Below are 25,156 nucleotides of genomic sequence, written 5' to 3' on the forward strand. Positions count from 1 at the left end.
CATCCTCCATCAGTCTTCTACTACAATACCCATACTACGTGCTGTACCAGCGATCATGCTCATAGCACCCTCGATGTCAACAGCATTAAGGTCAGGCATCTTTGTCTCTGCAATCTTTCTAATATCTTCCTTAGAAACAGTTGCAACCTTAGTCTTGTTAGGAACTCCAGAACCCTTCTGGATCTTAGCTGCCTTCTTAAGAAGAACTGCAGCTGGTGGAGTCTTTGTGATGAATGTGAAACTTCTGTCTGCATAAACTGTGATAACAACAGGGATGATAAGATCACCCTTATCTGCTGTCTGTGCGTTGAACTGCTTTGTGAATTCAACGATGTTTACACCATGCTGACCAAGTGCTGGTCCAACTGGTGGTGCTGGTGTTGCTTTACCAGCCTGGATCTGTAACTTAATGTATCCTTCGACTTTCTTTGCCATTATGGCACCTCCTGAAAATATGTGGTCGGCGCGCTACTACAAAATTGTGTAACGCTCCCACTCAGCGGTTACGTGCAGCATAAAGCTGCTATATATTCAAACGCTCTCGCGCTCAAATACCAAATCTTATGAATCTATCTTTCTAACTTCAGCAAAGCTGATCTCAACTGGTGTCTCACGGCCAAACAGATCTACATTGATTGTAGCAGTCTGCTTACCGAAGTCCATTCTCTGAACAACACCAGCTGTATCTTTCCAAACGCCTGCGATTACTGCAATTTCATCACCAACACCGAAATCAACAGAAATTGTATCTGTCTTGATTCCGAGAGGCTTAATCTCAGCATCTGTAAGAGGTACTGGTTTGCTTCCAGGTCCAACGAAACCTGTTACGCCACGTGTATTACGAACTACATACCAAGTCTCATCATTCATATCCATGTTAACAAGAACATAACCTGGGAACATCTTTCTCTGAACATTCTTGCGAACACCATTCTTAACCTCGACAACGTCCTGAAGAGGAACACGAACTTCAAAAATCTGATCCTCAAGGTGTCTGTTGACGATTGCGCTCTCAAGATTGTCCTTAACCTTGTTCTCATATCCAGAATATGTATGAACAACGTACCAATGAGCGTTTTCATTAGCCTTAGCTTCCGCTGCAGCAGTCTCTCCCTCAGTTACAGGAGCTTCTGCCTCTGATAATACCTCATCAGATTCTAAAGCCTTTTCCATTTCTTCAGACATATTATCTCCTTTTAACTTAGAATATAGATGTAATGATATTCATTCCATATCCAAACACATAGTCCAATACAGCAATCAAAGCGCAGCAAATGATAGATACGATCACTACAGCAGTTGTCTGCTTGATCATATCATCCTTGGTAGGCCAAATGATCTTACCGAACTCAGCCTTAACGCCTACAAAGAAGTTCTTGATCTTGTTAAATGTAGCAACAAAAACATTCTCCTTCTTTTTCTTTGTAGAACTGCTCTTAGAAGCCTTAGACTCGTTATCTACTACCTTGGTTTCTTCCATACCTGTAGTCTCCCTCCAATAAAGGATGAAATTACTTTGTTTCCTTGTGTAATGTGTGCTTCTTGCAGAATGGGCAGTACTTCTTCATCTCAACACGATCAGGATGTGTCTTCTTATCCTTTGTTGTGTCATAGTTACGATTCTTACAATCTGTACATGCTAATGTAATTCTTGTACGCATTATCTCACCTCCGGCGTGTTATTATCACTTTAAATTCACGCCATTTTTTACTAAATTTTTGCATAAAAAAAAGACGTAAATCTCATGTCGCTTGTCTACTATAACATAGACAAACTTCTTCGTCAATTAGTTTTTTTTGAAAGCAAAATACCGCCATTATTCCAATTGACCTCATATATGATTCCTGGCTCAAACTCCTGACCATCACTCATAAGAGGGGCAAAAAGTTCCTCTGATAATTTTTCTTCATCTTCTACATATATATATGAAGCGTGATCAGAAATTATCTTTTGCATCATTGTGTCGCTGTTATCCTCTTCTGCCTTAAAAGAGTCATAGACAAGAGCAACAGGTGAAGCCTCTTTGCTGATATATGTATCATGAACCCAGTGATAAGTGTGACCATCTCTGATGACCAAGACTCTTTTTCCCCAAAGAGATTTATCAGCAAGGACTTTATCCACAATTATCCTGCCGTCATCCCCAACCATATCCTGATTGTAGGCCTTATTCTTAGATACATCTTTTCTATATCCATTTAAGTGCTTGTAGATTCCAGCATAATCCGCTGTCAAAAGAACAAACGCAAACGTAGCTATAACGGCAACCATTTTAAATCTCTTTTCCTGAGCCTCATCAAGCCTTGAGAAAAGAGCTCCCATCAAAAGGTAATATCCACCAAACAAGAAAGGAAAGCCATACCTCCCCATAGAAACCGCCATAGCATAGGCATCGAGGTACTGATCCTCAGTCTGGAAGATTGAAATATGTGCCAAGAAAATAATTCCATATGTAATAATTCCAGTAATCAAAAGGAATATTCCAACCTTCTTGGTCTCTGAAGCGTCCATTATCTTCTTATAAGAAAGAACAAACAAAAATGCGAATAGTATTACAACGCCGGCGCAAACAGAAATATCTAAAGTCAAGTTCCTATCAGCGTGCATAGGCATTGTAAGGAATCCTTCCACAAAAAATCTCGCCTTATCAGCTGCATTCTGTGGTGCAGTGTAATTCCCTGAAGTTGCCATCTTGAGCCCAGCACCTGTGAGCTTTGCAACTCTCCTATTGATGAGGCAAAAGATAAGCCAGCTTCCGTAAGTTATTCCGCTAAAAGCAGCGGCAGCAAAAATCTTTTTATCTTTCTTGCAGATAAGAATATAAAAGATAAGCGCAAACACTGCCCACTCAATTCCCACTGACTTAGTCAGGAAAAGAACCGCTGTAAATGCAGCGATCTTAACATATAATAAGGAATCGCTACCGTCCTTACCTTCAAGCATCGTAAGAAGAAGCACTCCATAAATGATTCCCATGGTGATATCTGCAGGTGTTCCATAATAGATGATTCCGTTAAATACGCCAGGAAGCATCACAACAACTGCAAAACCTAAGACATTGACTACAGCTCCAAGCCTGGTCTTTTTGATCCTGCCAAAAAGAGGCATCAAGAACAGGGCATTTAACGCAAAGTATCCCGCAAACTGAAGACTCTCCCTATACTCTCCCATTCCAAGCTGTAAAAAGAGCCACTTAAAGATAGAAGTTACTGGGGGATAATCTCCAAACTCCGGTGATACATTTCCATATTTACCAGGAAAACCATTCATGAAAAAGAGCTGCTTGGCATCAGATGACCAAAAATTGATATCATCCCACCAGGTAAATGGTGTAGCTGAAGTCATCACAGTCACCAAAATAAGCGTAGCAACTAAAAGAACATTAGTAGGATCTAAAAGTGTTTTCTTTAGCTCTTTTAACAGATCAGATCTCCCTGCCTTGTCCATTCTAAAAACTGCCGCGCCAAATAAAGCGCAAAAAAGGAAAGCCAAAGCTCCAATAAGCTTCATCCCTCTAAAAAAGGCAAGGACATATAAAACAAGGATAAGTCCTGCCGTACAAAGAGCTATGGCATCCCCAAGAATTTGTTTGTATCTTATTGAAATTAGAGCGCTACCCAAAAAGAGCGCTATGAATGTAACAAAAAATGTGATCATAATGATTTATTATACCAAACCCTTTATATAACGCAAAGAAGCGGCACACAAAATGGTGCACCGCTTCTTCTATATATTTCAAGTTATCATGTGGCCACATGATAACTGAAGCGTGTTCAACAATAGTTATTGAACATCATTCCAGAATATTCACTGGTAATATATGGAGATGCTGTATTTTCTTTGCTATCAGGATTCTTGTAATTAACTACTGGCCTATCTACATATTTCATGGGATCAACAGCTATATCCTTGGTCTTAGCAATAAGCGTATCTGCAAACTTCTTGATAGGAGCAAGGGACTCATCACTCTGCGAGCTGGCTACCGTCTGACCTAGAAGCTCTGTATCAACCGATACCGTTCCATTTCCTTCAAGCTTTATTCCTATATCCTCAATACCTGACAGACACTGCCTTGCGATTCCGATAGCTTCACTCTTTAGCTTGTCGCCCTTAAACTTTTCATCCTTATAGTCGCCAGTATCGAGAACAAAGCTATTATAGTTATCAATAAGAGCTGTAACATGCTTTATAAGTGCTTCGTTATCTTTTTTGACACCTACATGTACAGGTTCCTCTGTAAGTTTATTGACCTGAATATCAAACTTGCCGCCAACGGTAAAGTGATTGGATACCGCTGTCTTGGGTTCTCCATTAAGTGTAAAGTGTGCATTGGCTGCAGGAGCTGAAACTCTATCAAGTCCAAGCGCCTCCACAGAGCCCTTTGCAAGCTCACCAGAAGATTCATATATCTCAAATTGGCTGGTGGCTCCGCTCTTAAGTCCTGTTCTGGTACTGGATATCTGAAGAGCACTTCTGCCTTCACCTGCATCTATCACTTCAGCAGAAATACCTATGCCAGCTTTATTGATAAGCTTCTGTAATTTATCAAGAACATCTATATTGCGATCAGTCTGATAAATACTAAACTGGAACTCAAATTCCTGTTCATCAAGCTTAACATCAAAGGCGTAGCTGTCAGGTGCAAGAACTGATGTAGATTCCCTAGGAAGTGGTTTGCCCTTATTGACCTGACTAGCTGCAAGCTGCGTTACTTCAATATCAAAACCCGCGCCACCAACATCAGCATCAGGAGTTTTGCCAATATAAGAAGCAGTAACCTTTTCCTCATCTGTAGTAAATGCAGAAGTATGATTAAGCGAAGACTTATCATCCTGGTTACTTAAGCTAAATATATTACCCTGAAGCTGCCTTGCACGTTCCTTTATATCAATCGCATCATTGCGGGAAGCATCATCATCTGTAAGTAGATAAAGAGGGGATTTTTTATTGATTTTTGCAATCGACTTATACACATCCCGAAGCTCATCTTTTCGATGGGCATCAGCCTGTGTCACATCTTTAGAAACATAGTCTTGTATGAAATGGTTGTAGACACCATTCATGGAAATGCCTGCCATATGCGCCCCTCCTTTCTTCCATGATAATGCACGAGTCCTTTCTCTCTGCCAATCCTTTGGCATCAGTCGTGCTAGGGTACAATAAGACACTTTTAGTTACCTATATTTTTCACTAAAGAAAGCAATAAGTCAATAATATTAAAGCAAAAAGTTATTAAAAAACCATAAATTATTTAACCATATCAAGAGCTGCTCTAATGACCTGATCCATGTTGTAATACTTGTACGCTCCAAGTCTTCCACCAAACTGGATGTTTGGATATTCCTTTGCAAGTTCGAGATACTTTGCAAAAAGAGTATTATTCTTTTCATCATTCATTGGATAATAAGGTTCATCGCCATGCTTCCATGTAGCAGGATACTCTCTTGTTACAATGGTTCCCTTACCATTTCCATATTCAAAGTGCTTGTGCTCAATAATCCTGGTGTATGGGATCTCACGCTCAGTATAGTTCACGACTGCGTTGCCCTGATAGTTATCAACATCAGGAAGATCCTCTGTCTCAAATCTAAGTGATCTATATTCCAAAGTTCCAAGCTTGTAGCCAAAGAACTCATCAATCATACCTGTAAAGAGCATGTTATCAAACTCATCACCATTTACTGATGAAAGTGGCTGAGCAGGCACGTTTCCTTCGATCTTAACAAAATCGTAGTAATCAACACCTGTTTTAACAGTGATGCTACCTGAAACCTTTTCAGTTCCCTCTCCTATTAAAAGAAGCTTCTCAATAAGAGCAGTATAGCCTCCAATAGGAATTCCCTGATATCTATCATTAAAGTAGTTGTTGTCATAGATATATCTCATAGGAAGTCTCTTGATGATAAAGGCTGGAAGTTCCTTACAATCTCTTCCCCACTGTTTCTCAGTGTAGCCCTTAACAAGCTTCTCGTAGATATCTCTTCCAGCAAGGCTAAGTGCCTGCTCCTCAAGATTGTCTGCGGTAAAAGAGTCTGTGCCCTTCTCCGCTTTCATTCTCTCAATCTCCTCATCAGCCTGCTTGGAAATAATAGCCTTGGCTTCTTCAGGAGTCTTGATATTCCACATCTTGCTAAATGTGTTCATATTAAAAGGAAGGTTGTAAAGCTCATCCTTGTAAACAGCAACAGGACTGTTGATGTAGTTATTGAACTCAGCAAAATTGTTAACATAGTCCCAGACCTCTTTGTCAGAAGTATGGAAGATATGTGCACCATACATATGAACATTTATCCCCATTCTGTTCTCTGTATAGATGTTTCCTCCAACATGCTCTCTTTTATCTATTACGAGAACGCTCTTGCCCTGCTTAGCTTTCTCGTGGGCAAAGACAGCGCCATAAAGTCCCGCACCAACAACAAGATAATCGTATTTCATATAAAACCTCCAAATTGACGGATCCGTCTACTAACGTCTATTTACAGGCAAAAAAATAGCCCGCGGATTTTATTATAACAAATCCGCGAGGCTTTTTATACCTTAAATAGATAATGTACTATTAGTCTGCCTGGTACTTGTCAAGCTGAGAGAAGTCACCCATCATATCAAGGATCTTCTTACGTCCAACCTTGTTGAGCTTAACATACTGCTGCATTACACGGTTCTCAACGATTTTCTTACCAAGGTCTGTACCCTGCTCAAGAGTAGAAAAATCAACTGGGTTAAGATTTAAACGATCACACATCTTGATAACTGTACCGTAAGCCATACCTTCGATTCCCCTATCTAATGCTGTAACAAGTGTACTATATGGAATAGACATATCTAAAGCGAACTGTCTGACACTCTTATACTGCTGTAAAATTTCTTTTTTTAAAATTTCTGCCTTTGTCATAGCGCAATCCTCCTACTTATTTTTTTATTGCAAAATACTCTTTCCTTTTGCACAAACAAGTCTACCACATAGACGTTATTTCGTCATTCACTTTTTAGGTGAATTTTCCAATAAAAATTTATCCAGTTTGACTACAGTTTTTTGGCATTTTAACGAAATTGCAATCGATAACAAGAATTTGCGAAAGTGTTCACACATTCTTCACAATTCATTGATACAATTAAGACTTTTTTACGTCCATCAAGATCCAGTCATAATCTCTGAGCCGTAGGAATTATCTGCACAATTAACGAAAAAACAAACAGCACAGAAGTGCTGTTTGCCATGTATTTGTGTATGTTATTTAGTTATTAGTTTTTTACTTCTTCAATCTTTTTAGTTAAAAACACTATAACTTCATTGTAAATATCTTTCGGAATACTATAAACTTTATGCACATTTCCTGCACATTGAACATCTATAGTGCCCATTTTCCTATTAACTGCAACAATATTTTTGTAGTCCAAAGTTTCCTTCTTCATACCGCCTGCAGGAGTAAATTCAAGTCTCTCTGAAAAGAGCTTCAGCTCACCCTCCAACAAACCACTGGAAGCCTTGAACTCATACTCTGGCATATCATCTCCAAGAGCAGTCTCAAAGCCCTTCTCGCCAGTCTCTGAAATCATAACAGGCTGAGTGATCTCTTCCTTGGAGATAGCCTCAGCGTTGTGGCCATCCTCAGTTCCTTCCATCTCATTGACGATAGTCTCAATAAGACTTGTGGCTGTATTGAAGTGGGCCTTGATCTCAAAGTCAGCATCCAAAAGGATCTGAATAGATTTATTCCTCACGCCAACTCTAAACTTAATAGTGTGGAAGCCAGCCTCCAGAACTATCAATATTCCATCTCCAGATTTGACCTCATACATAAGCCTCTCATCGATAAATACGAGCATGTTGCCAAGAACCATATCTACAGCGCCCATGCTGTAAATGTGCATGAGATAATGCTTACTGGTATCATATAATCTTTTGCCGCAGAATGGACAAAAGTTGACCTTTGTATTTATGTCATCCGCAAGAGTCTGCTTGCAATTTGGACATCTCATAAACTCAATCCCTTTCTTCTTCCCTATCGTCTATAATGATACCACTTGTTTTTACAAATTGTGAAGCCCTCACCTTGCAGACCTTTTCCCTCTCGAATAGCACCACGTCAAATGAGTGATCATTCCAAGGAAGCTTCGATGTATTGAGGTTTCCGTACACCACATCATCAACAATATTCTTGGCAATACCTGCAGCAAAAGAGTTATCGCAAACGCCAGCTATAAAGGCATCCGGAAGCATGTGCTTTAAATACGAGCCAGTAGCACCGAAATTACAGCTAAAATCAAGGATCTTAAGAGGCTCTTTTCTCTCTGCATAAAGATCTGCTATCTTGTCGCAAGCTTCCTGCCAGTGAAGGCAAAATCCCCAGATATCAAAGTCCCACTTGTCTATAAAAGTCTGGCGGCTCCTTTCCATAGCATCATTATGCCCTTCAAAACCGCTTCCGCCGTTGTGATAGATAAAGCTGTTAGTACACAGATATTGTTCAAAAGAAGCTGTGGCAAGCCTCATTCCAAGGTCATCATCCTCAAAGTAGCCAGGAGAAAATATCTCGTCAAATACCTTGTTATCAGGAGCAACCACCTTCAAGGCGTCTCTTGAAACCAAAAGTGCAAAGCCAGTAAGCCTAAACCTCTTGATATATGGATAGTACATAGGAATGGTATTTACAGCGGCATATTTACTAAAGATCTCAAAGCTCTTAGTTACGCCAAGCTTCTTGTGCCACAGATTATCAAGCTCCTCACCTGCATACTCATCAAGTAGCGCTGGAGCCACCTCCTGAAGAGAAGCGCTGTTAGATAAAGAGCTACAGGCTCCCACATTCCTGTTCTCATAGAGTCCCATTCGCAGCCAAAAAAGAGCATTTGTTGTAAGGACTGCATCGTTGTTCAAAAAAAAGATGTCATTGTCCTCATTGCAGCAGCTAGCTCCCTGATTACAGCCAACAGGAAAGCCCATGTTATCGCTATTTTCTATAAGCTTAAAGCTATAGTCAGTGCTATCAGCCTTTTCTCTAAGAAATTCGCGAACGCCTCCTTCTGTGGAAGCGTTGTCTACTACTACAATCTCAAGGCTCTCCTTTGGAAGAGACCTCTCAACTGAGTCAATGCACATCTTTAATAATTCAAGATCATTATATGAGAGCACCATTACGCTTACACCACGAACGCGTAATCTAGTGTCTTTTTTTAGTTCCTGCAGCGTAGTAGCAATAACTTCCTTATCGCTATCCACATCACAGTAAAATAAAGCCATCTCATAACAAAGATAAGCCTTATCAATATTAAAATTCTGGTAGTACAGACCAAGCATATAGAACAGCTCATAATTTGTCTGGTCAAAGCTCATGCCCTTAGCTATAGCCTCAAATTCAGCTATGCCATCTCCAAGTGCCTCCCAAATAGATGCCTCCAATACGCACAATCTGGATGCATCTTTGCCACTTAGAAGACCAATATTTTGGTACTCTTCCTGAAACTCGTATAAAGCTTCCTTGTAATCACCCTCTGAAATAAGCTGCTCAAGTTTTTCGTACATGTCTCACCTTAATATTGTTTTATGCTATCAATAAGTGGTGTACTTGCTTCCCACCCTGTATCTTCCTTGATCTTTTGAACTGAAGGTCTAAGTGATACAAATGGATCAGCTCTTTTACCAAAGTGCAAAAGAGCTCTGTCAGCCCCAAGATGATCTGCTGCCTCCAAAACGAAATTCCTTAGAAGATCATACTTGCCATTAGCGATATTGTAGGCTTCTCCAGATACGCCGCGCTCTCCAAGAGCCATGATAGCTCCAGCAGCGTCTACTGCGTCAAGATAGTCCCAATACTGCTCGCATGAGCTTAAGTTTACTTCCTGTCCGTCTTTCAATTTCTTCACAAGATCAGGAAGCATCCTGCCTTCAGGTTCATACTTACCGATAAGGCTAAATATCCTGCCCCATATAAATTGTATTTCGGAGATTTCAGCTTTTTTCTTAAGTAAATAATATGCTGCTGCCTTGGAAGCTCCATAAGCAGAGAAAGGTTCCAAGGACATATCCTCTGTGATCTCGGCTTTATCTGACTTAACGCCATATTCTGCCTGAGATCCAATTCCTACAAATCTAACGCTCTGGGCCTTCTCTTTCAAGCTGATGGCTGAATCCATAGCCTTTAAAGAACCCTCAATATTGCTGTACTGAGCATCAAAGTCATCTCTTCCACCGCCCCAGGCAAGATGGAAGATTATCACATCCTTGCCAGCAACATCAGAAGGATCCATGAGCCCCGCTATCTGGTCATACTCATCCATGGCCAGCAAAAGAACTCTAAGTTTGTCCGACTCTGTAAATCTGGAGTTGTGTAAAGAGCCCTTTCTGCCAATAGCATAAACCTTGTAGCCGCTATTCAATAAAGCTTCTGTAAGATTAGCGCCCGCAAAGCCAAAGGCTCCGGTAACTACAGCTGTTTTCATATTATCTACCACATGCCTTTTTGATCACATCAGATACGAAGTCGATCTTCTCATCTGTAAGTCCTGGATATACGCCGATCCAGAAAGCATTGTTCATAACTCTATCTGTAACATCAAGTGAACCAACTACTCTGTAGTCCTTACCCTCTACATACTCATCAAAGCATGGATGCTTGATAAGGTTACCAGAGAAAAGAAGTCTAGTCTGAATGTTATTCTCTTCAAGAGCCTTAGTAATATCGTTACGGGTAAATGTAGCACCCTCTTTTACGCACATGATAAAGCCAAACCAAGATGGATTGGAGTTCTCTGCTCTCTCAGGAAGCTCAAGAACGTCTGAAAGCTCCTGAAGATTAGCCTTAAATCTATCCCAGTTCTTACGTCTAGCATCAGCAAATGGAATGAGCTTATCAAGCTGAGCACAGCCAACTGCTGCCTGCATATCAGTTGCCTTAAGATTGTATCCAAGGTGACTGTATACATACTTGTGATCATAGCCAACTGGAAGCTTACCAAACTGACCGTCAAATCTGTGTCCACAGAAGTTATCCTTGCCTGGAGGACATACGCAGTCTCTACCCCAGTCTCTGAAGCTTCTAACAAGTCTATGAAGAAGACCGTTGTTGGTATAAACGCATCCGCCCTCGCCCATTGTTATGTGGTGTGGTGGATAGAAGCTTGATGTAGCGATATCTCCCCAAGCACCTGTAAGTCTGGTCTCGCCATCAATTGTATATTCTGAACCAAGAGCATCACAGTTATCTTCTACAAGCCAAAGGTTGTGCTTGTCGCAGAATGCTCTAACTTCCTTAAGATCAAATGGATTACCAAGTGTATGAGCGATCATAACAGCCTTGGTCTTGTCTGAAAGCGCTTCCTCAAGCTTAGTTACATCGATGTTGTACTGAGGAATTGTAACATCTACAAATACTGGAACTGCGCCATACTGCATGATAGGAGCAACTGTTGTAGGGAATCCGCAAGCAACTGTAATGACTTCGTCGCCTCTTTTCACCTGTCTATCTCCAAGTTCCTTGCCTGTAAGTGCCATGAATGCAATAAGGTTAGCTGATGAACCACTGTTAACAAGGCTAGCGTGCTTAACTCCAAGGAGCTTAGCAAATCTCTCCTCAAACTCATCAGTATATCTTCCAGCTGTAAGCCAAAAATCCAGTGAAGAATCCACAAGATTCACCACTTCTTTATCATCAAATACTCTTCCTGAATAAGGGATTCTGTCACCCTTGTTAAAAGACTCTCTGTCTACCTTTAAAAACTTCTCATAATACTCAGCTACAAGCTCTTTTATCTGCTCTCTTGCAGCCTGCTCGTTGTTACTAATTGCCACAATAAATCTCCTTTATTTCTCAAAATACTCTTTTATCTGCTTCTCAGTGCAGGAAATTGCGTTGCCAGCCATATATTCAGAGGTCCATTCAACAGTCTTGCTGACAGCCATATCGATATCCCACTTAGGGGACCAACCTAGTTTACACTTTATTTTTGAACAGTCAAGTTTAAGGTAATTTGCCTCGTGAGGACCGCCATCAGGCTTAACCTCAACCTGGAAATCGCCCTTCCACTCGCGCTTAAAGATATCTGTAAGTCTGCCTGCTGTGACAGCATCGCTCTCATTAGGACCTACATTATAATATCCAGCATACTTATGATCCTCGTACTGCTTCTGTGCCAGTAAAAGATATGCCGAAAGAGCTTCAAGCACGTGCTGGAATGGTCTTGTTGAATCAGGATTTCTCAGAACGATAGGCTCTCCTGCCATAGCAGCTCTTACGCAGTCAGGAATGATCCTGTCTCTTGCAAAGTCGCCTCCTCCAATAACGTTACCAGCTCTTGCTGTTGAAGTTGCTATATTAAGCTCATTAAAGAATGAATTCACATAAGAATGAGTCACAAGCTCAGAGCAGGACTTACTATTAGAATATGGATCATATCCATCAAGCTTCTCATCCTCTCTGTATCCCCACTCCCACTCATTGTTCTGGTAAACCTTATCTGTAGTTACATTGAGAAAAGACTTAACGCCGCCCTTTCTGACACACTCACAGATATTAACTGTTCCCATCACATTGGTCTCGTAGGTATATCTTGGCTCCTCATAAGATGTTCTGACGATAGGCTGCGCAGCCAGATGGAATACCATCTCAGGCTTTGCCTCGTCAAAAAACTTCTGTAATTTATCAAAATCTCTGATGTCTCCAATGCAGGAGTGCATATTTTCTGAAAGCTTAAGGATATCAAAAAGATTGTCTCCCTCAGGTTCCAAAGCATATCCATAAACTTCAGCACCAGCCATCAAAAGGATCTTGGAAAGCCAGCTTCCCTTAAATCCTGTATGTCCAGTAATAAGAACTCTTTTACCCTTGTAAAAATCTAACATTACTCTTCCTTTTCGACCTCTGCGGCCTCCCTTTCATAATCTGCTGCCTGCTCGTCATTGCCAAGAGCCCTGTAGCACTTAGCCAGAGCCAGTCTTGGAAGCTCTTTTGACTTCCTGAGATCCAAGATACTCTCGCATTCATATGCAGCATTGAAGAACCATATTATAGCCTCATCATAGTCCTTTTGACCATAGTAATATTCACCAAGTTCATAGCACATTTCACTCGACATTTCGGTATTTGCATCTTTTAAAGAACACTTCAAAAGAGTTTTGGTATCATCTGCTATAACTGCAATGTGTGCAAGGACGCAGCAGGCCTCTTTTATCTCATCAATAGTCCTGTTGTTGTCCTTAAGTGAATCCTCAAAAAATGATCTGGCTTTGATAAAGTCCTCTTTGGTTCCAGCCATCATAAGTTCCCTTGCATACATGTTATGAAGGCGCTTGGACAAATATCTGCCCTCAGAGATAGCCTTTCTAAAGGACTCAAGATCTCTTCCTGCGTGATTCTCAGCTGGTCTGTGAATGATCTCGATCTCGCTGTTGCAGATAACAGGTTCAATTGCCACCTGCTCATGGATCGGATCCTCCCACACGAACCTTCTAAGACGTTTAAAGAGCTTTGGTCTAAGCTCCCTGTCGTAGTTGTAGACAGTTCTGAATGCAAGCTGGTTACAATAGTACATCTGCACAATATCTATATCGAGCTTCAAAAGGTCCTCTTTTAGCTTCAAAAAGCGCTCTCTGTTCTCCTCATCAAGCTCCTCATCTGCATCTGCGGAATAAATATAGTCACAACTTGCCTTAGAAAAAGCAAAGTTCCTAGCTTCACTAAAGTCCCCTGTCCATTCAAAGTCATAGACCTTGGCGCCAAAAGACTCAGCTATTTCCTTAGTTTTGTCGGTAGATCCTGTATCAACAATGATAAATTCATCAGCAATCCCCTTAAGACTGTTTAAACATCTTGAAAGGTTTGCCTCTTCATCTTTTACTATCATACAAACACTAATCGTAACCATAATCAACCCTCCATAGTTTTATGGTACAACAACCTTTACCATGTAGCAAACATAATGTAAAATTAGGAATTATGAAAAAGACACTAGTGTTTACTATTTTGACAATAGCTCTTTTGACAGGATGTGGTAAAAGACCTGCTGAAACCGTAGCGGTCACTCCCTACGAGCCAGAAGGCTACATCGCTGAATCTGAACTGACCGAGGCTGGCAAAGATCCACAGTCCGCAGCTTCAGAACTAGAGCCCATAAATAACTACGACACCAAGCTAAGCGTTCCTACCTGCATCACGCAGATAGATGGCACCTGGTTCATCGTAGACTGCTACCACAACAGAGTCATCTACTCTGACACTCTCGGGGTTCCTCTGACTGAGTGGCGCATCATGACTTCAGAAGTTACGCAGCCACACACCATTGCCAGCGACGGCACGGTCTATATGATAGATGACACTGAAAATAACAAAGTCCGAATCTTCGAAAAAGTCGATGGCGTATTCTTGCAGACTCAGATTTTTTACGATATCGGCAATCGCCCTCATTACACAGTTTATGACAAAGCAACTGACACCTTCTACGTATGGAGCTCCATAACTGGCGAGCTGTACTGCTTTAGAAGAGATGCATCCTCCACAAGAGTGTATCTAACTGATGTCAGGAAGGTCGATGACCTTGAGGGCATATATGTAAGGTCCTTTTCTATAATAGATGGCGATATCTACTTTGTTTCAGGAATCTCTGATTCAGATTCTGCAGCAACTTCCAAGATCTACAGATGCGATCTGTCTGACCTATCGGTAAAAGAGAAAATTGATGTCCCTTCAGAGCTTGCTGGAATGGCGCAGATCACCAAGATTCAGGATTACTACTATATAACAGTATCTACTGATGCTAGCGGTTCTCAGGACAGCGCAACATTAGTAAGAACAAAATCCTTACACGACTTAATGCAAGGTGAATATGAAGATATCTATTCTGAGTACTTTGTAGGTGGCGGAACCCCATATTACATCTCAGAAGTAGATGATACTTATTTTCTTACTGAACATCGTCTTGCAGACCACGGAATATGGTCCTTCAAGATCAAAAATAACGAAATCACTAAGGTCACTCCATTGTACTAATGGGTGACCTTTTTTATTTATAATTATTAAATGACTTTCCCCTTTATATATTTTTGTTTTTTTAGTACAATATTATATTAGGAGAAGTATTATATGAAGATTGTAGAAAACGCTAAAACACTGATTAATCTGTACAAAGATTATCGCACTATGGATAAAGCAGACTTGGCAGACTTTTACAAATCCAAGTGCACTTATTATCAGGATTACGTTGGCATTAGTTTATTATTTGGCAGTATTTTTTCAATTGCGTATCTTTATTCAGATTATCAATTAAATGGATCTTATGGTCCAACTTTAATTCCAAGATTATCAGTTCTTGTCACTGTGCTTATCTTTATTTTAGTGACTGAATTTGTGGACAACACTGGTGTTACTGTTTTTATGGACTATTTTCTGGGACATTATATTGTCATAGCCACAATATGGGCAATTTACTTCCTCAAGATAAGGCTTCACGCAAGTGAAGGATTCATAATAATGAATCTGGTATTTTTGACTGTGGGATTCGTGGCGCGGCCTAGTCAGATCATCTTTTCAAGTTTGTTCTTCCTTGGAGAAATACTTATATCCCATAGTTTCAATCATTATGAAAACATTGATATCATCGTTTCACTTGAGATTCCATGTGCTCTTGCAGTTATTGCTTCACACCTGATCCTTACTCTTTTCTACCTGGATCACTATCGCATGCAGCAAAAGCTTGAGCTTTCAATGGTAACAGACCCGTTAACTCAGGTTTATAACAGACACTTGCTTGAAAAGATTGTAACCAAAAACGCTCTTATCGGTGATTCCAAAGAAATTGCGATTGCAATGCTTGATATAGACTTCTTTAAACAGGTTAACGACGAGCACGGTCACTACACTGGCGATCAGACTCTTTTATACATTGGACAGAAGCTTACAGCTCAGACTCACGACACGGACTACGTTATCAGATTTGGCGGTGAAGAGTTCATCATAATCTTCAAAGACTGCGACGTGAACAACGCCTGCGCACGCATGGAGCAGTTCCGCCAAGACATCGAAAATGCTACAGATTCCCCAGTTCCAATCACTGTATCTGTTGGTGTTTCCAAGTACATCGGCGACTTCGAAAAGACAATCGTCAACGTGGACAATGCGTTGTACAAAGCCAAGAACACCGGCAGAAATAAAGTTGTGGTAGTTTAGTCTTTGGTACCGTACGTTGGCGGTTCATAAAGTTTCATCCTTCGCTCCGATAGTTTTTACAGTTGGAATTATATGAAAACGGAAGTTTTACGCAGTTACTGTAAAAACTAAATCGCTCAGGCTAAAACTTTATGAACCGCCAACTGTACAGTTAATAAAAGATAGAACTATCCATAATAAAACAAGCTTTTAAGGGATGTAGCTGAAGGCTACATCTTTTTTTCTGCATTTGAACATGGTATTATCTTAGGTACACTTTTTAAACAACGGATGTAAGGCTAACATGAAAAAAGAGATTATTTTTGAAACAGACAGATTGTTTCTTCGTGAAATGAATATGGATGATTTTGATGCGTTATACAAAGTTCTTGGAGATAGAGAAATCATGCAGCATTATCCTTATACCTTTGATGACGAAAGAGTCAAAGCTTGGATTGAAAGAAACATGAACCGATACAAGGAGTACGGATTTGGTCTGTGGGCTGTATGCCTTAAAGAGACTGGCGAGATGATTGGCGACTGCGGACTGACGATTCAGAAAATTGACGGTGAGATGCTTCCTGAAATTGGTTATCACATCCGCGCAGATAAACAGCGCAAAGGTTATGCCAAGGAAGCCGCAGCTGCTACCCTCGAGTGGGCTTACAAGAATACTGATTATCCAGCTTTTTATTCATATTGCAAATACACAAACGTCGGCTCCTATAAGACTGCAGAGTCTATTGGCATGCATTTTGAGAAGGAATATCCAGATCCTGATAACAAGATAACACATGTATCAGTAATTTATCGTTAATGCTCGATCAAACTAGATCATATCAAGCTTATAGAAGGGAAACTAACAAACATGATTAAAACGCAAAAAATTGGAATGGAATCCTATGATGCCATTCAGAAATTTGACAAGCTTTGCTTTCCAGTAGCAAGTTGGTAGCTTAGCATGGTAAAAGATAAGAGAACCACCTACTATGCTCTTATTGAAGATGGCATGATAATTGGGAATCTTACAACCTACAACTGGAGCGGCAAGTACGACTATATGAAGATCATGGGCCTTTCTGTGCACCCAGATTACAGAAATCAAGGTCTCGCCACTAAGCTCATGAAATATGCTGAAGAAGAATGTAAGACATCTGGCTTAAAAAAGATCAGTGCCGAGATTCCAGCTGATAATGTAGCTATGCATAAGCTCTTAGAAAAATGTGGTTATGAAAAAGATACTTTTGTAAATAATTTCGTTTATCATCCACAAGAAACCAGCAAATACTATTACATCAATCCTTTATTCATTGAGCAGGATGAAAAAGAACAAAACAATGATCCTGTTCCTTCTAGAAAAGTGATAAATATTGCTGCTGAGCCTGTAGATGTGATACCTCTTACAGCTAGCAAATTTGGTGGCTATCCTTATTGGCCAAAAGACATGGAATATCCAGTTAACTCAAATGGCGAAAAGCTCATACTCCTTGCCCAGATAAACTTAAGTGATGTAACAGATCCTCTTTTACCAAAAGAAGGGCTCTTGCAGTTTTTCATCAGCAACGATGATGTCTTGGGGTATGATGATGAAAAGGGCTACAAAGTCATATATCATAAGGACATTGACCCTACTGTATCTGAAACCACGGTAAAAGACCTTGGTATCAGAGCCGCATGTGATCTTGATCCCGATAAAGATGAATATTTCCCTCTCTATAAATGCTATAGCATCACATTTGAGGAAGGATTTGATAAAAAAGCAGACGAAGACTCAGAAGATGATGAAAGCACCACCACTGGAAATAAGCTATTCGGCTATCCATACTTTACCCAGTATGATCCACGTGAAGATGGCGAATATGATATCCAGCTTTTACAAATGGATTCCAGCTATGGACGCGGAAACGAGATCATGTGGGGAGATTCAGGAGTAGGACACTTCTTTATAGAAGAGAAAGATCTTAAAGCCCTGAACTTTGACAACGCATTCTACACATGGGATTGTTGCTGATTAACTTGAAAAAGCTACATTGTAAGTACTTATTAATTTAGTACTCACAATGTAGCTTTTTATTTTCATCTTTTGAAATATGAATTTCAGTCTTTTATACATGCACAGTAGGCTAATCGGAAAGTTTTAGCCTGAGCGATTTAGTTTTTACAGTAACTGCGTAAAACAACCGTTTTCATACAACTCCAACTGTAAAAACTATCGGAGCGAAGGATGAAACTTTCCGATTATCCTACGTCCGGTACCAATACCTAAACTCTTATCATCACTCCTCAGATGTATCTCCTACTGGCTTACCGCCTGTTGCGAGCCACTTGAGGTATGCGTTGATGAACTGATCAAGGTCACCATCAAGAACTGCATCTGCATTTGATGACTTGAAACCTGTACGTGTGTCGTTAACCATTGTGTATGGCTGAAGGACATATGAGCGGATCTGGCTGCCCCATGCGTTGTCCATAACTTCACCACGGATACCAGCAAGCTTTGCTGCCTGCTCTTCCTGCTTCATGATAAAGAGCTTTGCTTTCAGCATCTGCATAGCCTTGTCCTTGTTCTGGAACTGTGAACGCTCATTCTGACAAGCAACAACTACACCTGTAGGAATATGTGTGATACGAACAGCTGATGATGTCTTGTTGATGTGCTGTCCACCGGCACCACTTGAACGGTATGTATCAATTCTAAGATCATCTGGATTGATCTCTACATCTACGTCTTCTTCAATATCTGGCATTACGTCACATGATACGAATGATGTCTGACGCTTAGCCTGAGCATTGAATGGGCTGATACGAACAAGTCTGTGTACACCGTGCTCTGACTTTAAAAGTCCGTAAGCATTTGTTCCAGAGATCTGGAATGTAACTGACTTGATACCAGCTTCATCACCATCAAGAAGGTCGAGAACTTCTGTTGTAAAGCCTTTTCTCTCTGCCCATCTTGTGTACATACGATATAACATAGAAGCCCAGTCGCAAGCCTCTGTTCCGCCTGCACCTGCGTTAAGTCTAAGGATTACATCATACTTATCATATGGCTGATTCAAAAGATTGCTGATACGGATATTCTCAAGAGTTGTCTCGAAATCATCAAGCTCAGCTCTGATCTCAGCAGCCATATCCTCATCATCTACACCTTCAGCGTTCTGCATATCGATAAGATCAATGATATCGCCGTACTGAGTATTAAGCTTCTCGATACCCTCTACAAGATCCTGCATGTTCTTAAGATCTTTTGTCTTCTTGTTTGCCTTTTCAGCATCATCCCAGAAGCCAGGCTCTTCCATTTCACGGCTAAGCTCTTCGATGATCTTTTTCTTAGTATTTAAGTCAAGTGAAGCAGTTACTTCTTTTAATGTGTCCTGAAGGTTCTGAATCTCAACCTTCATCTGATCTAAAACTACCATAAATAAACCTTTCTATTTTTCTCCTAAAGAAATGCGCATTAAACATGCGCATTCCCCATTAACTACACCTTTATATATTACTGAGCTCTGCCGCAGCAGTTCTTGTATTTCTTGCCGCTTCCGCATGGGCATGGATCATTTGGATAAACCTTAGCTTCAACTCTCTTAACTGGAGCCTTAACTGCTGAGTCATCCTTGTTTGTTCCAGTAACCTTAGCAACCTGCTCACGCTCAACTCTCTCTTCGATATGAACATGGAAGAGAAGTCTTACAGTATCTTCCTTGATGTTCCTTGTCATATCATCGAACATCTCATATCCAGCAAGCTTGTACTCAAGCTTAGGATCTCTCTGACCATATGCCTGAAGACCAATTCCCTGACGGAGCTGATCCATATCATCGATGTGGTCCATCCATTTTCTATCGATAACCTTCAGAAGGATAACACGCTCGATCTCACGGATTGTCTCTGGCTCTGGGAACTCAGCTTCCTTAGCCTCATAAAGCTTAACAGCCTCTTCTTTAAGCTGCTGCATAAGTCCTGACTTTGTAAGAGTCTCGATACGTCCTCTTGTGATCTTCTTGAGTGGAACTGTAGGAAGAAGGATCTCATTGAGTTCGTTAAGATTCCAGTTATCTGGATCGTTCTCCTCACCAATAACTGTCTCAACTGAAGACTCTACTATATCTGTGATCATCTTGTAGATAGCATCTCTCATGGAATCTCCATCAAGAACTTTCTTACGCTCTGCGTAGATGATCTCTCTCTGCTCATTATTTACCTGGTCATACTCAAGAAGGTTCTTTCTGATGGCATAGTTGTTAGACTCAATCTTCTTCTGAGCTGACTCGATAGCTCTTGTAAGTGATGAATGCTCAATTTCCTGTCCATCAGGAATGTTAAGTGCATTGAACATTGCAATGAGTCTCTCTGAACCAAAGAGTCTCATAAGGTTATCTTCAAGTGAAAGATAGAACTTAGATTCACCAGGATCTCCCTGACGTCCTGAACGTCCACGGAGCTGGTTATCAATACGTCTACTCTCGTGTCTCTCTGTACCAATGATCTTGAGACCGCCAAGTTCTCTTGCCTCTTCATCAAGCTTAATATCAGTACCACGACCAGCCATGTTAGTAGCGATTGTTACAGCGCCATGCTTACCAGCTTCTGCAACGATCTCAGCTTCCATCTCATGGAACTTAGCATTAAGTACCTGATGCTGGATGCCTCTTTTTCTGAGCATCTTAGAAATTTCCTCGGAAGACTCAATTGTGATTGTACCAACCAGAACAGGCTGTCCCTTCTTGTGTGCCTCTTCTACAGCATCACAGATAGCATTGAGCTTTTCTTTCTTGGTCTTATATACAGCGTCCTGAAGGTCCTTACGGATAACAGGCTCGTTTGTAGGAATCTCGATAACGTCCATTCCATAGATATCACGGAACTCACGTTCCTCAGTAAGAGCAGTACCTGTCATACCACACTTCTTTTCAAACTTATTAAAGAAGTTCTGGAATGTGATAGTTGCAAGAGTCTTGGACTCTCTCTTAACCTTAACATGCTCCTTAGCCTCGATAGCCTGGTGAAGACCATCTGAATAACGTCTACCTGGCATTACACGACCTGTGAACTCATCAACGATAAGAACTTCGTCGTCCTTAACGATGTAGTCGTGATCGCGCTGCATAAGGTTGTTAGCACGAAGTGCAAGGATAATGTTGTGCTGGATCTCAAGGTTCTCAGGATCAGCAAGGTTTTCTATTCTAAAGAATCTCTCAACCTTAGCAACACCCTGCTCTGTAAGGTTGACGATCTTGTCTTTCTCATTAACGATGAAATCACCAGTCTCTTCTCTCTCGATACCCATGATAGCATCCATCTTGGAGAGATCTTCCATATCCTCACCACGTGTCATCTGCTTGGCAAGGATATCACAAGCCTCATAAAGCTTAGTAGACTTATCTGACTGACCTGAAATGATAAGAGGTGTACGAGCTTCATCAATAAGGATTGAGTCGATCTCATCGATGATAGCGTAGTTAAGACCACGAAGAACGCACTGCTCTTTGTAGATAGCCATGTTATCGCGAAGATAATCGAAACCAAGTTCGTTGTTAGTAACGTATGTGATATCGCAGTTATATGCTGCTCTTCTCTCTTCTGCATTCATGCTGTTGAGTACAACACCAACAGTAAGTCCAAGGAACTCATGGATCTTGCCCATCCACTCAGCATCACGCTTAGCAAGGTAATCGTTAACTGTAACTACATGTACACCCTTGCCCTCAAGAGCATCCAGGTATGAAGGAAGTGTAGCAACGAGTGTCTTACCTTCACCAGTTCTCATCTCAGCAATTCTGCCCTGGTGGAGGATAACGCCACCGATGAGCTGTACTCTAAAGTGTTCCATTCCAAGTACACGCTTACCAGCCTCACGAACTGTTGCATATGCCTCTGGCATGATATCATCAAGAGTCTCGCCATCAGCAAGTCTCTTCTTGAACTCTTCAGTCTTGCCTCTTAATTCTTCATCAGAAAGAGCCTGCATCTTTGGCTGCATTGCCTCAATAGCGTCAACTGTTGACTTGATACGCTTAAGCTCTCTCTCACTATGTGTTCCAATAATCTTATCAATAATGCTCATACTGTTTGTATCTCCTAAAAAAGGGTAAACTACCCCAATATTTTAGCAAAAGTCCGTTGTACATTGTAGCAGATTTACACAAACTATTCAACCTTATCAGAGTTTACTTTGTTGGTACCAGACGTAATATTTTGCAGTAAGATTCATCTCTCGCTCCGTAAAAAAAAGAGCCGTGAAATGGTATCCCACGGCTCTTTGAATGTTTAATTATTTAGTTACTTCTACTTCCTCCTGGCTGACATCAAGGCTTGTAAGCTGATTCTCCTGAACTCTCCACAGAGGCTCCAGAATGAGCCTCCCCATCTGTGGATGCGTTCCCTGCGCAGCCAGAAAGCATCATGCACCCCATAGCCATCAAAGCCACAACAGATAATAATTCTTTCCTTTTAATAATTTATAAGCGTTTTTTCCTTTTATAAGTTATTACCAAATACTTAACAAGTATAATATTCGCTGTAATAAAATGCAACATATTTTAATTAAAAATATCAAATTTCTTAATCTCTAATTCTTATTAATCCCTCCCCCACCTCATCATAATCTACGCTTTTCACACTATTCTTTTAGACGTAAAAAAGCCTTAACAAACACAAACTATAATTAGTTCATGCCTATTAAGGCTTTTATCAGTCTTATTATCAAAAGCTAGCACATCATAAGGCCATTTAGTCTCCCCCAAGGTCTATGAACACCACACAGTGTGATACGTATAAGAAGTTAGCTCGAGCGATTTATTTTTTGCAGTCACTGCAAAACCAAAGCTCTATCGTCATCCTACCCCTGCAAAAAATATCGGAGCGAGAGATGACTTTTTATACTATCACACGTCCGGTATCACTACCTTCCGGGAAACCAACACCCTACCGGGTAATCAATACTTCTGTGCTTCCTCTTCGCCTGTCATGACACGGATTGCACCCTGTGCAAGTGCAAGGAGCTCGTCCTCACCAGGATATACTGTAACTGGGCAGATCCAATCTACACGCTCTTTGATAGCATCTGTGATAACCTGACCATATGCAATACCACCTGTAAGGATGATCTGGTCAACCTTACCCTTAAGAACTGTAGCGCAAGCACCAATGTTCTTGCAGATCTGGTAAATGAAAGCTTCACGAACAAGGATAGCCTTCTCGTTGCCCTCTTCACACATCTTGTTAACTTCTCTCATGTCGTTAGTTCCAAGGTATGCATTAAGTCCGCCGTAACCAACGATCTTCTTTTTCATCTCATCATATGTGTACTTACCTGAGAAGCACATATCTACAAGAGCCTTAGCTGGGATGCCATTTGCTCTCTCTGGGGAGAATGCACCATCACCATTAAGTGCTGCGTAAACGTCTACCATCTTGCCGTTCTTGTGAACACCAGTTGATGTACCGCCGCCCATGTGAACAACGATAACGCTGATCTCGTCATACTTCTTGCCGATCTCTTTTGCATATCTTCTGGCAACAGCCTTCTGATTAAGAGGATGGTCGATAGAAACACGCTCGATCTCAGGAACACCTGAAATACGTGCAACTGGCTCCATCTCGTCAACTACTACTGGATCTACGATGTATGAAGGAACACCGATCTCATCACCGATCTCTCTAGCAAGGATACCGCCAAGGTTAGAAGCATGCTGACCCTGAACGCCCTTTCTAAGGTCCTCTAAAAGAGCATCTGTACACTCATATGTACCACCTGGGATAGGTCTAAGAAGTCCGCCTCTACCAACGATAACGTTGAATGACTTGATATCAATGCTCTCCTTCTTGAGGAAATCAAGAATGATATTCTTACGGAAATCCTTCTGATCAATGATTGATGCATAGCTCTCAATCTCTTCTGTGCTATGTCTAAGTGTCTCTTCCTTTACAAGTGTCTCATCCTCAAAGATACCAACCTTTGTTGATGTTGAACCTGGGTTAATGATCAAACTCTTTATCATGATTATTCTCCTTTATTGTTTGCTGCTACAACAGCTGCAAGTGCGATAGAATTAACCTTTACTTCTACAGAATCAGATCTTGATGTAAGAATAACTGGAGCCTTTGTACCTGTAAGGATGTTACCATTCTTAACAGTTGCAAGTCTTACGATAGTCTTGTATGTAAGGTTTCCAGCGTGAATATCTGGGAAAAGAAGGATGTCGGCATCGCCTACGATCTTTCTGTCAAGAGCGCCAGCCTTGTGCTTAGCAGCTTCTGGATCGATAGCAAGATCCATAGAAAGAGGTCCATCAACGATACAATTCTTGATCTCACCCACTTCGTTAAGTCTTGTAAGCTCTGCTGCCTCAACAGTAACAGGCATCTTAGGATTAACAACTTCTACTGCTGCAAGTGGAGCAACCTTAGGGCAATCAACGCCGCAAGCTCTTGCAACATCTACTGTATATTCAATGATGACTTTCTTGTCTTCAAGTGTTGGATATGGCATGAAAGCAACGTCTGTAAGGAATAAAAGACGATTGATACCAGGAATCTCAAACACACAAACGTGTGAAAGAGGACGACCTGTACGAAGACCAACTTCCTTATCAAGTACGCTCTTAAGGAAATCCTTTGACTCAAGGGCACCCTTCATGTAGATATCAGCCTTGCCGCTTGATACAAGTGAAACTGCTGTACGAGCAGCCTCGATCGTATCCTTAACATCGATGATCTCGTAGTCATCAAGGTTCATTCCAACCTCTTTTGCCTTCTCCTCGATCAGCTCCTTGTCACCAACAAGGATAGAATCAACGATTCCTCTCTCCTTAGCAACCTTAACTGCCTCAAGTACGTGTGTGTCCTGTGCTACAGCAACAGACATCTTCTTGGTACTAGCAGTCTTGAGCTTAGCTAAAATGTCATCAAAGTTCTTACTCATGATAAAAAACCTCCGTTTTAATTGTTCAATCGAAATATGAAAAAAGAGTGTTAAACTCTCGCCATATGACAAAAGTTTAACACTCCGAACTTACAA

At 41.0% G+C, this 25,156-nt stretch carries 22 protein-coding genes; 4 read left to right on the top strand and 18 right to left on the bottom strand.

Annotated features, from left to right (window positions below):
• Nucleotides 1–9: 9 nt before the first annotated feature.
• The 14 genes from rplK to BLS24_RS06100 all read right to left on the bottom strand — a co-directional run bounded on the left by rplK (nucleotide 10) and on the right by BLS24_RS06100 (nucleotide 13,861).
• Entirely contained in the window at nucleotides 10–435 is a 426-nt protein-coding gene (gene rplK / locus BLS24_RS06035) for a 50S ribosomal protein L11 (protein WP_022778060.1), read from the bottom strand.
• A 126-nt stretch (nucleotides 436–561) separates the two neighbouring features.
• A complete protein-coding gene (gene nusG / locus BLS24_RS06040; RefSeq protein WP_091757120.1) occupies nucleotides 562–1,185 on the bottom strand; it encodes a transcription termination/antitermination protein NusG in 624 nt (207 codons plus the stop codon).
• A gap of 16 nt (nucleotides 1,186–1,201) precedes the next feature.
• A complete protein-coding gene (gene secE, locus BLS24_RS06045) occupies nucleotides 1,202–1,480 on the bottom strand; it encodes a preprotein translocase subunit SecE (RefSeq protein WP_091757122.1) in 279 nt (92 codons plus the stop codon).
• 31 nt (nucleotides 1,481–1,511) lie between these two features.
• A complete protein-coding gene (gene rpmG / locus BLS24_RS06050) occupies nucleotides 1,512–1,661 on the bottom strand; it encodes a 50S ribosomal protein L33 (RefSeq protein ID WP_013281689.1) in 150 nt (49 codons plus the stop codon).
• A 122-nt stretch (nucleotides 1,662–1,783) separates the two neighbouring features.
• Nucleotides 1,784–3,448 carry a hypothetical protein gene (locus BLS24_RS06055; protein WP_143015145.1) on the bottom strand — a complete coding sequence of 555 codons (1,665 nt, stop codon included), beginning with the start codon at nucleotides 3,446–3,448 and terminating at the stop codon, nucleotides 1,784–1,786.
• A gap of 326 nt (nucleotides 3,449–3,774) precedes the next feature.
• Nucleotides 3,775–5,079 carry a hypothetical protein gene (locus BLS24_RS06060; protein ID WP_091757127.1) on the bottom strand — a complete coding sequence of 435 codons (1,305 nt, stop codon included), beginning with the start codon at nucleotides 5,077–5,079 and terminating at the stop codon, nucleotides 3,775–3,777.
• A 169-nt stretch (nucleotides 5,080–5,248) separates the two neighbouring features.
• A complete protein-coding gene (gene glf, locus BLS24_RS06065; RefSeq protein WP_091757130.1) occupies nucleotides 5,249–6,436 on the bottom strand; it encodes a UDP-galactopyranose mutase in 1,188 nt (395 codons plus the stop codon).
• A 121-nt stretch (nucleotides 6,437–6,557) separates the two neighbouring features.
• Complete coding sequence (locus tag BLS24_RS06070; protein WP_071175390.1) at nucleotides 6,558–6,893, bottom strand: transcriptional regulator; 336 nt, start codon at nucleotides 6,891–6,893, stop codon at nucleotides 6,558–6,560.
• Between the two features lie 350 nt (nucleotides 6,894–7,243).
• Nucleotides 7,244–7,981: a zinc ribbon domain-containing protein gene (locus BLS24_RS06075; RefSeq protein WP_091757132.1), complete on the bottom strand. Its 738-nt coding sequence runs from the start codon at nucleotides 7,979–7,981 to the stop codon at nucleotides 7,244–7,246.
• Nucleotides 7,982–7,985: 4 nt separating this feature from the next.
• Entirely contained in the window at nucleotides 7,986–9,524 is a 1,539-nt protein-coding gene (locus BLS24_RS06080; RefSeq protein WP_091757134.1) for a glycosyltransferase family 2 protein, read from the bottom strand.
• An 8-nt stretch (nucleotides 9,525–9,532) separates the two neighbouring features.
• Nucleotides 9,533–10,441, bottom strand: coding sequence for an NAD-dependent epimerase/dehydratase family protein (locus BLS24_RS06085; RefSeq protein WP_091757136.1), 909 nt, complete (start codon nucleotides 10,439–10,441; stop codon nucleotides 9,533–9,535).
• A 1-nt stretch (nucleotide 10,442) separates the two neighbouring features.
• Entirely contained in the window at nucleotides 10,443–11,789 is a 1,347-nt protein-coding gene (gene rfbH / locus BLS24_RS06090; RefSeq protein ID WP_071175386.1) for a lipopolysaccharide biosynthesis protein RfbH, read from the bottom strand.
• Between the two features lie 12 nt (nucleotides 11,790–11,801).
• A complete protein-coding gene (gene rfbG / locus BLS24_RS06095; RefSeq protein ID WP_091757138.1) occupies nucleotides 11,802–12,839 on the bottom strand; it encodes a CDP-glucose 4,6-dehydratase in 1,038 nt (345 codons plus the stop codon).
• A complete protein-coding gene (locus BLS24_RS06100; RefSeq protein WP_091757140.1) occupies nucleotides 12,839–13,861 on the bottom strand; it encodes a tetratricopeptide repeat-containing glycosyltransferase family 2 protein in 1,023 nt (340 codons plus the stop codon). Before BLS24_RS06100 ends, rfbG begins: the two co-directional genes overlap by 1 nt.
• Before the next feature lie 71 nt (nucleotides 13,862–13,932).
• Here BLS24_RS06100 and BLS24_RS06105 point away from each other — a divergent pair, with 71 nt between their 5' ends.
• The 4 genes from BLS24_RS06105 to BLS24_RS06120 all read left to right on the top strand — a co-directional run bounded on the left by BLS24_RS06105 (nucleotide 13,933) and on the right by BLS24_RS06120 (nucleotide 18,148).
• The gene (locus tag BLS24_RS06105) at nucleotides 13,933–14,982 is read left to right on the top strand and encodes an NHL repeat-containing protein (protein ID WP_091757142.1); all 1,050 of its coding nucleotides are present in this window, start codon (nucleotides 13,933–13,935) and stop codon (nucleotides 14,980–14,982) included.
• A 93-nt stretch (nucleotides 14,983–15,075) separates the two neighbouring features.
• On the top strand, nucleotides 15,076–16,158 hold the full coding sequence (locus BLS24_RS06110) for a GGDEF domain-containing protein (protein WP_091757144.1): 1,083 nt from the start codon (nucleotides 15,076–15,078) through the stop codon (nucleotides 16,156–16,158).
• A gap of 283 nt (nucleotides 16,159–16,441) precedes the next feature.
• Nucleotides 16,442–16,954 (top strand): GNAT family N-acetyltransferase, encoded by a 513-nt coding sequence (locus BLS24_RS06115; RefSeq protein WP_176764352.1) that lies wholly within the window; start codon nucleotides 16,442–16,444, stop codon nucleotides 16,952–16,954.
• A 144-nt stretch (nucleotides 16,955–17,098) separates the two neighbouring features.
• Complete coding sequence (locus BLS24_RS06120; RefSeq protein WP_091757148.1) at nucleotides 17,099–18,148, top strand: GNAT family N-acetyltransferase; 1,050 nt, start codon at nucleotides 17,099–17,101, stop codon at nucleotides 18,146–18,148.
• A 265-nt stretch (nucleotides 18,149–18,413) separates the two neighbouring features.
• Here the strand turns inward: BLS24_RS06120 and prfB are convergent, their stop codons facing one another.
• From prfB to ptb, 4 genes are all read right to left on the bottom strand, one after another.
• Nucleotides 18,414–19,556, bottom strand: a complete 1,143-nt coding sequence (gene prfB, locus BLS24_RS06125; RefSeq protein ID WP_091757150.1) for a peptide chain release factor 2 — start codon at nucleotides 19,554–19,556, stop codon at nucleotides 18,414–18,416.
• Nucleotides 19,557–19,633: 77 nt separating this feature from the next.
• On the bottom strand, nucleotides 19,634–22,201 hold the full coding sequence (secA, locus tag BLS24_RS06130; protein ID WP_091757152.1) for a preprotein translocase subunit SecA: 2,568 nt from the start codon (nucleotides 22,199–22,201) through the stop codon (nucleotides 19,634–19,636).
• 871 nt (nucleotides 22,202–23,072) lie between these two features.
• Nucleotides 23,073–24,137 (bottom strand): butyrate kinase, encoded by a 1,065-nt coding sequence (buk, locus tag BLS24_RS06135; protein WP_091757154.1) that lies wholly within the window; start codon nucleotides 24,135–24,137, stop codon nucleotides 23,073–23,075.
• 2 nt (nucleotides 24,138–24,139) lie between these two features.
• A complete protein-coding gene (gene ptb / locus BLS24_RS06140) occupies nucleotides 24,140–25,060 on the bottom strand; it encodes a phosphate butyryltransferase (RefSeq protein WP_091757156.1) in 921 nt (306 codons plus the stop codon).
• Nucleotides 25,061–25,156 lie beyond the last annotated feature (96 nt).

This window comes from Butyrivibrio sp. INlla18 (genome assembly GCF_900103635.1).
Lineage (GTDB): Bacteria > Bacillota > Clostridia > Lachnospirales > Lachnospiraceae > Butyrivibrio.

Bases quoted from the DNA above. Each gene is read 5' to 3' on its own strand.
- rplK (WP_022778060.1), bottom strand. From the start codon at position 435: ATGGCAAAGAAAGTCGAAGGATACATTAAGTTACAGATCCAGGCTGGT.
- nusG (WP_091757120.1), bottom strand. From the start codon at position 1,185: ATGTCTGAAGAAATGGAAAAGGCTTTAGAATCTGATGAGGTATTATCA.
- secE (WP_091757122.1), bottom strand. From the start codon at position 1,480: ATGGAAGAAACCAAGGTAGTAGATAACGAGTCTAAGGCTTCTAAGAGC.
- rpmG (WP_013281689.1), bottom strand. From the start codon at position 1,661: ATGCGTACAAGAATTACATTAGCATGTACAGATTGTAAGAATCGTAAC.
- BLS24_RS06055 (WP_143015145.1), bottom strand. From the start codon at position 3,448: ATGGACAAGGCAGGGAGATCTGATCTGTTAAAAGAGCTAAAGAAAACA.
- BLS24_RS06060 (WP_091757127.1), bottom strand. From the start codon at position 5,079: ATGGCAGGCATTTCCATGAATGGTGTCTACAACCATTTCATACAAGAC.
- glf (WP_091757130.1), bottom strand. From the start codon at position 6,436: ATGAAATACGATTATCTTGTTGTTGGTGCGGGACTTTATGGCGCTGTC.
- BLS24_RS06070 (WP_071175390.1), bottom strand. From the start codon at position 6,893: ATGACAAAGGCAGAAATTTTAAAAAAAGAAATTTTACAGCAGTATAAG.
- BLS24_RS06075 (WP_091757132.1), bottom strand. From the start codon at position 7,981: ATGAGATGTCCAAATTGCAAGCAGACTCTTGCGGATGACATAAATACA.
- BLS24_RS06080 (WP_091757134.1), bottom strand. From the start codon at position 9,524: ATGTACGAAAAACTTGAGCAGCTTATTTCAGAGGGTGATTACAAGGAA.
- BLS24_RS06085 (WP_091757136.1), bottom strand. From the start codon at position 10,441: ATGAAAACAGCTGTAGTTACCGGAGCCTTTGGCTTTGCGGGCGCTAAT.
- rfbG (WP_091757138.1), bottom strand. From the start codon at position 12,839: ATGTTAGATTTTTACAAGGGTAAAAGAGTTCTTATTACTGGACATACA.
- BLS24_RS06100 (WP_091757140.1), bottom strand. From the start codon at position 13,861: ATGGTTACGATTAGTGTTTGTATGATAGTAAAAGATGAAGAGGCAAAC.
- BLS24_RS06105 (WP_091757142.1), top strand. From the start codon at position 13,933: ATGAAAAAGACACTAGTGTTTACTATTTTGACAATAGCTCTTTTGACA.
- BLS24_RS06110 (WP_091757144.1), top strand. From the start codon at position 15,076: ATGAAGATTGTAGAAAACGCTAAAACACTGATTAATCTGTACAAAGAT.
- BLS24_RS06115 (WP_176764352.1), top strand. From the start codon at position 16,442: ATGAAAAAAGAGATTATTTTTGAAACAGACAGATTGTTTCTTCGTGAA.
- BLS24_RS06120 (WP_091757148.1), top strand. From the start codon at position 17,099: ATGGTAAAAGATAAGAGAACCACCTACTATGCTCTTATTGAAGATGGC.
- prfB (WP_091757150.1), bottom strand. From the start codon at position 19,556: ATGGTAGTTTTAGATCAGATGAAGGTTGAGATTCAGAACCTTCAGGAC.
- secA (WP_091757152.1), bottom strand. From the start codon at position 22,201: ATGAGCATTATTGATAAGATTATTGGAACACATAGTGAGAGAGAGCTT.
- buk (WP_091757154.1), bottom strand. From the start codon at position 24,137: ATGATAAAGAGTTTGATCATTAACCCAGGTTCAACATCAACAAAGGTT.
- ptb (WP_091757156.1), bottom strand. From the start codon at position 25,060: ATGAGTAAGAACTTTGATGACATTTTAGCTAAGCTCAAGACTGCTAGT.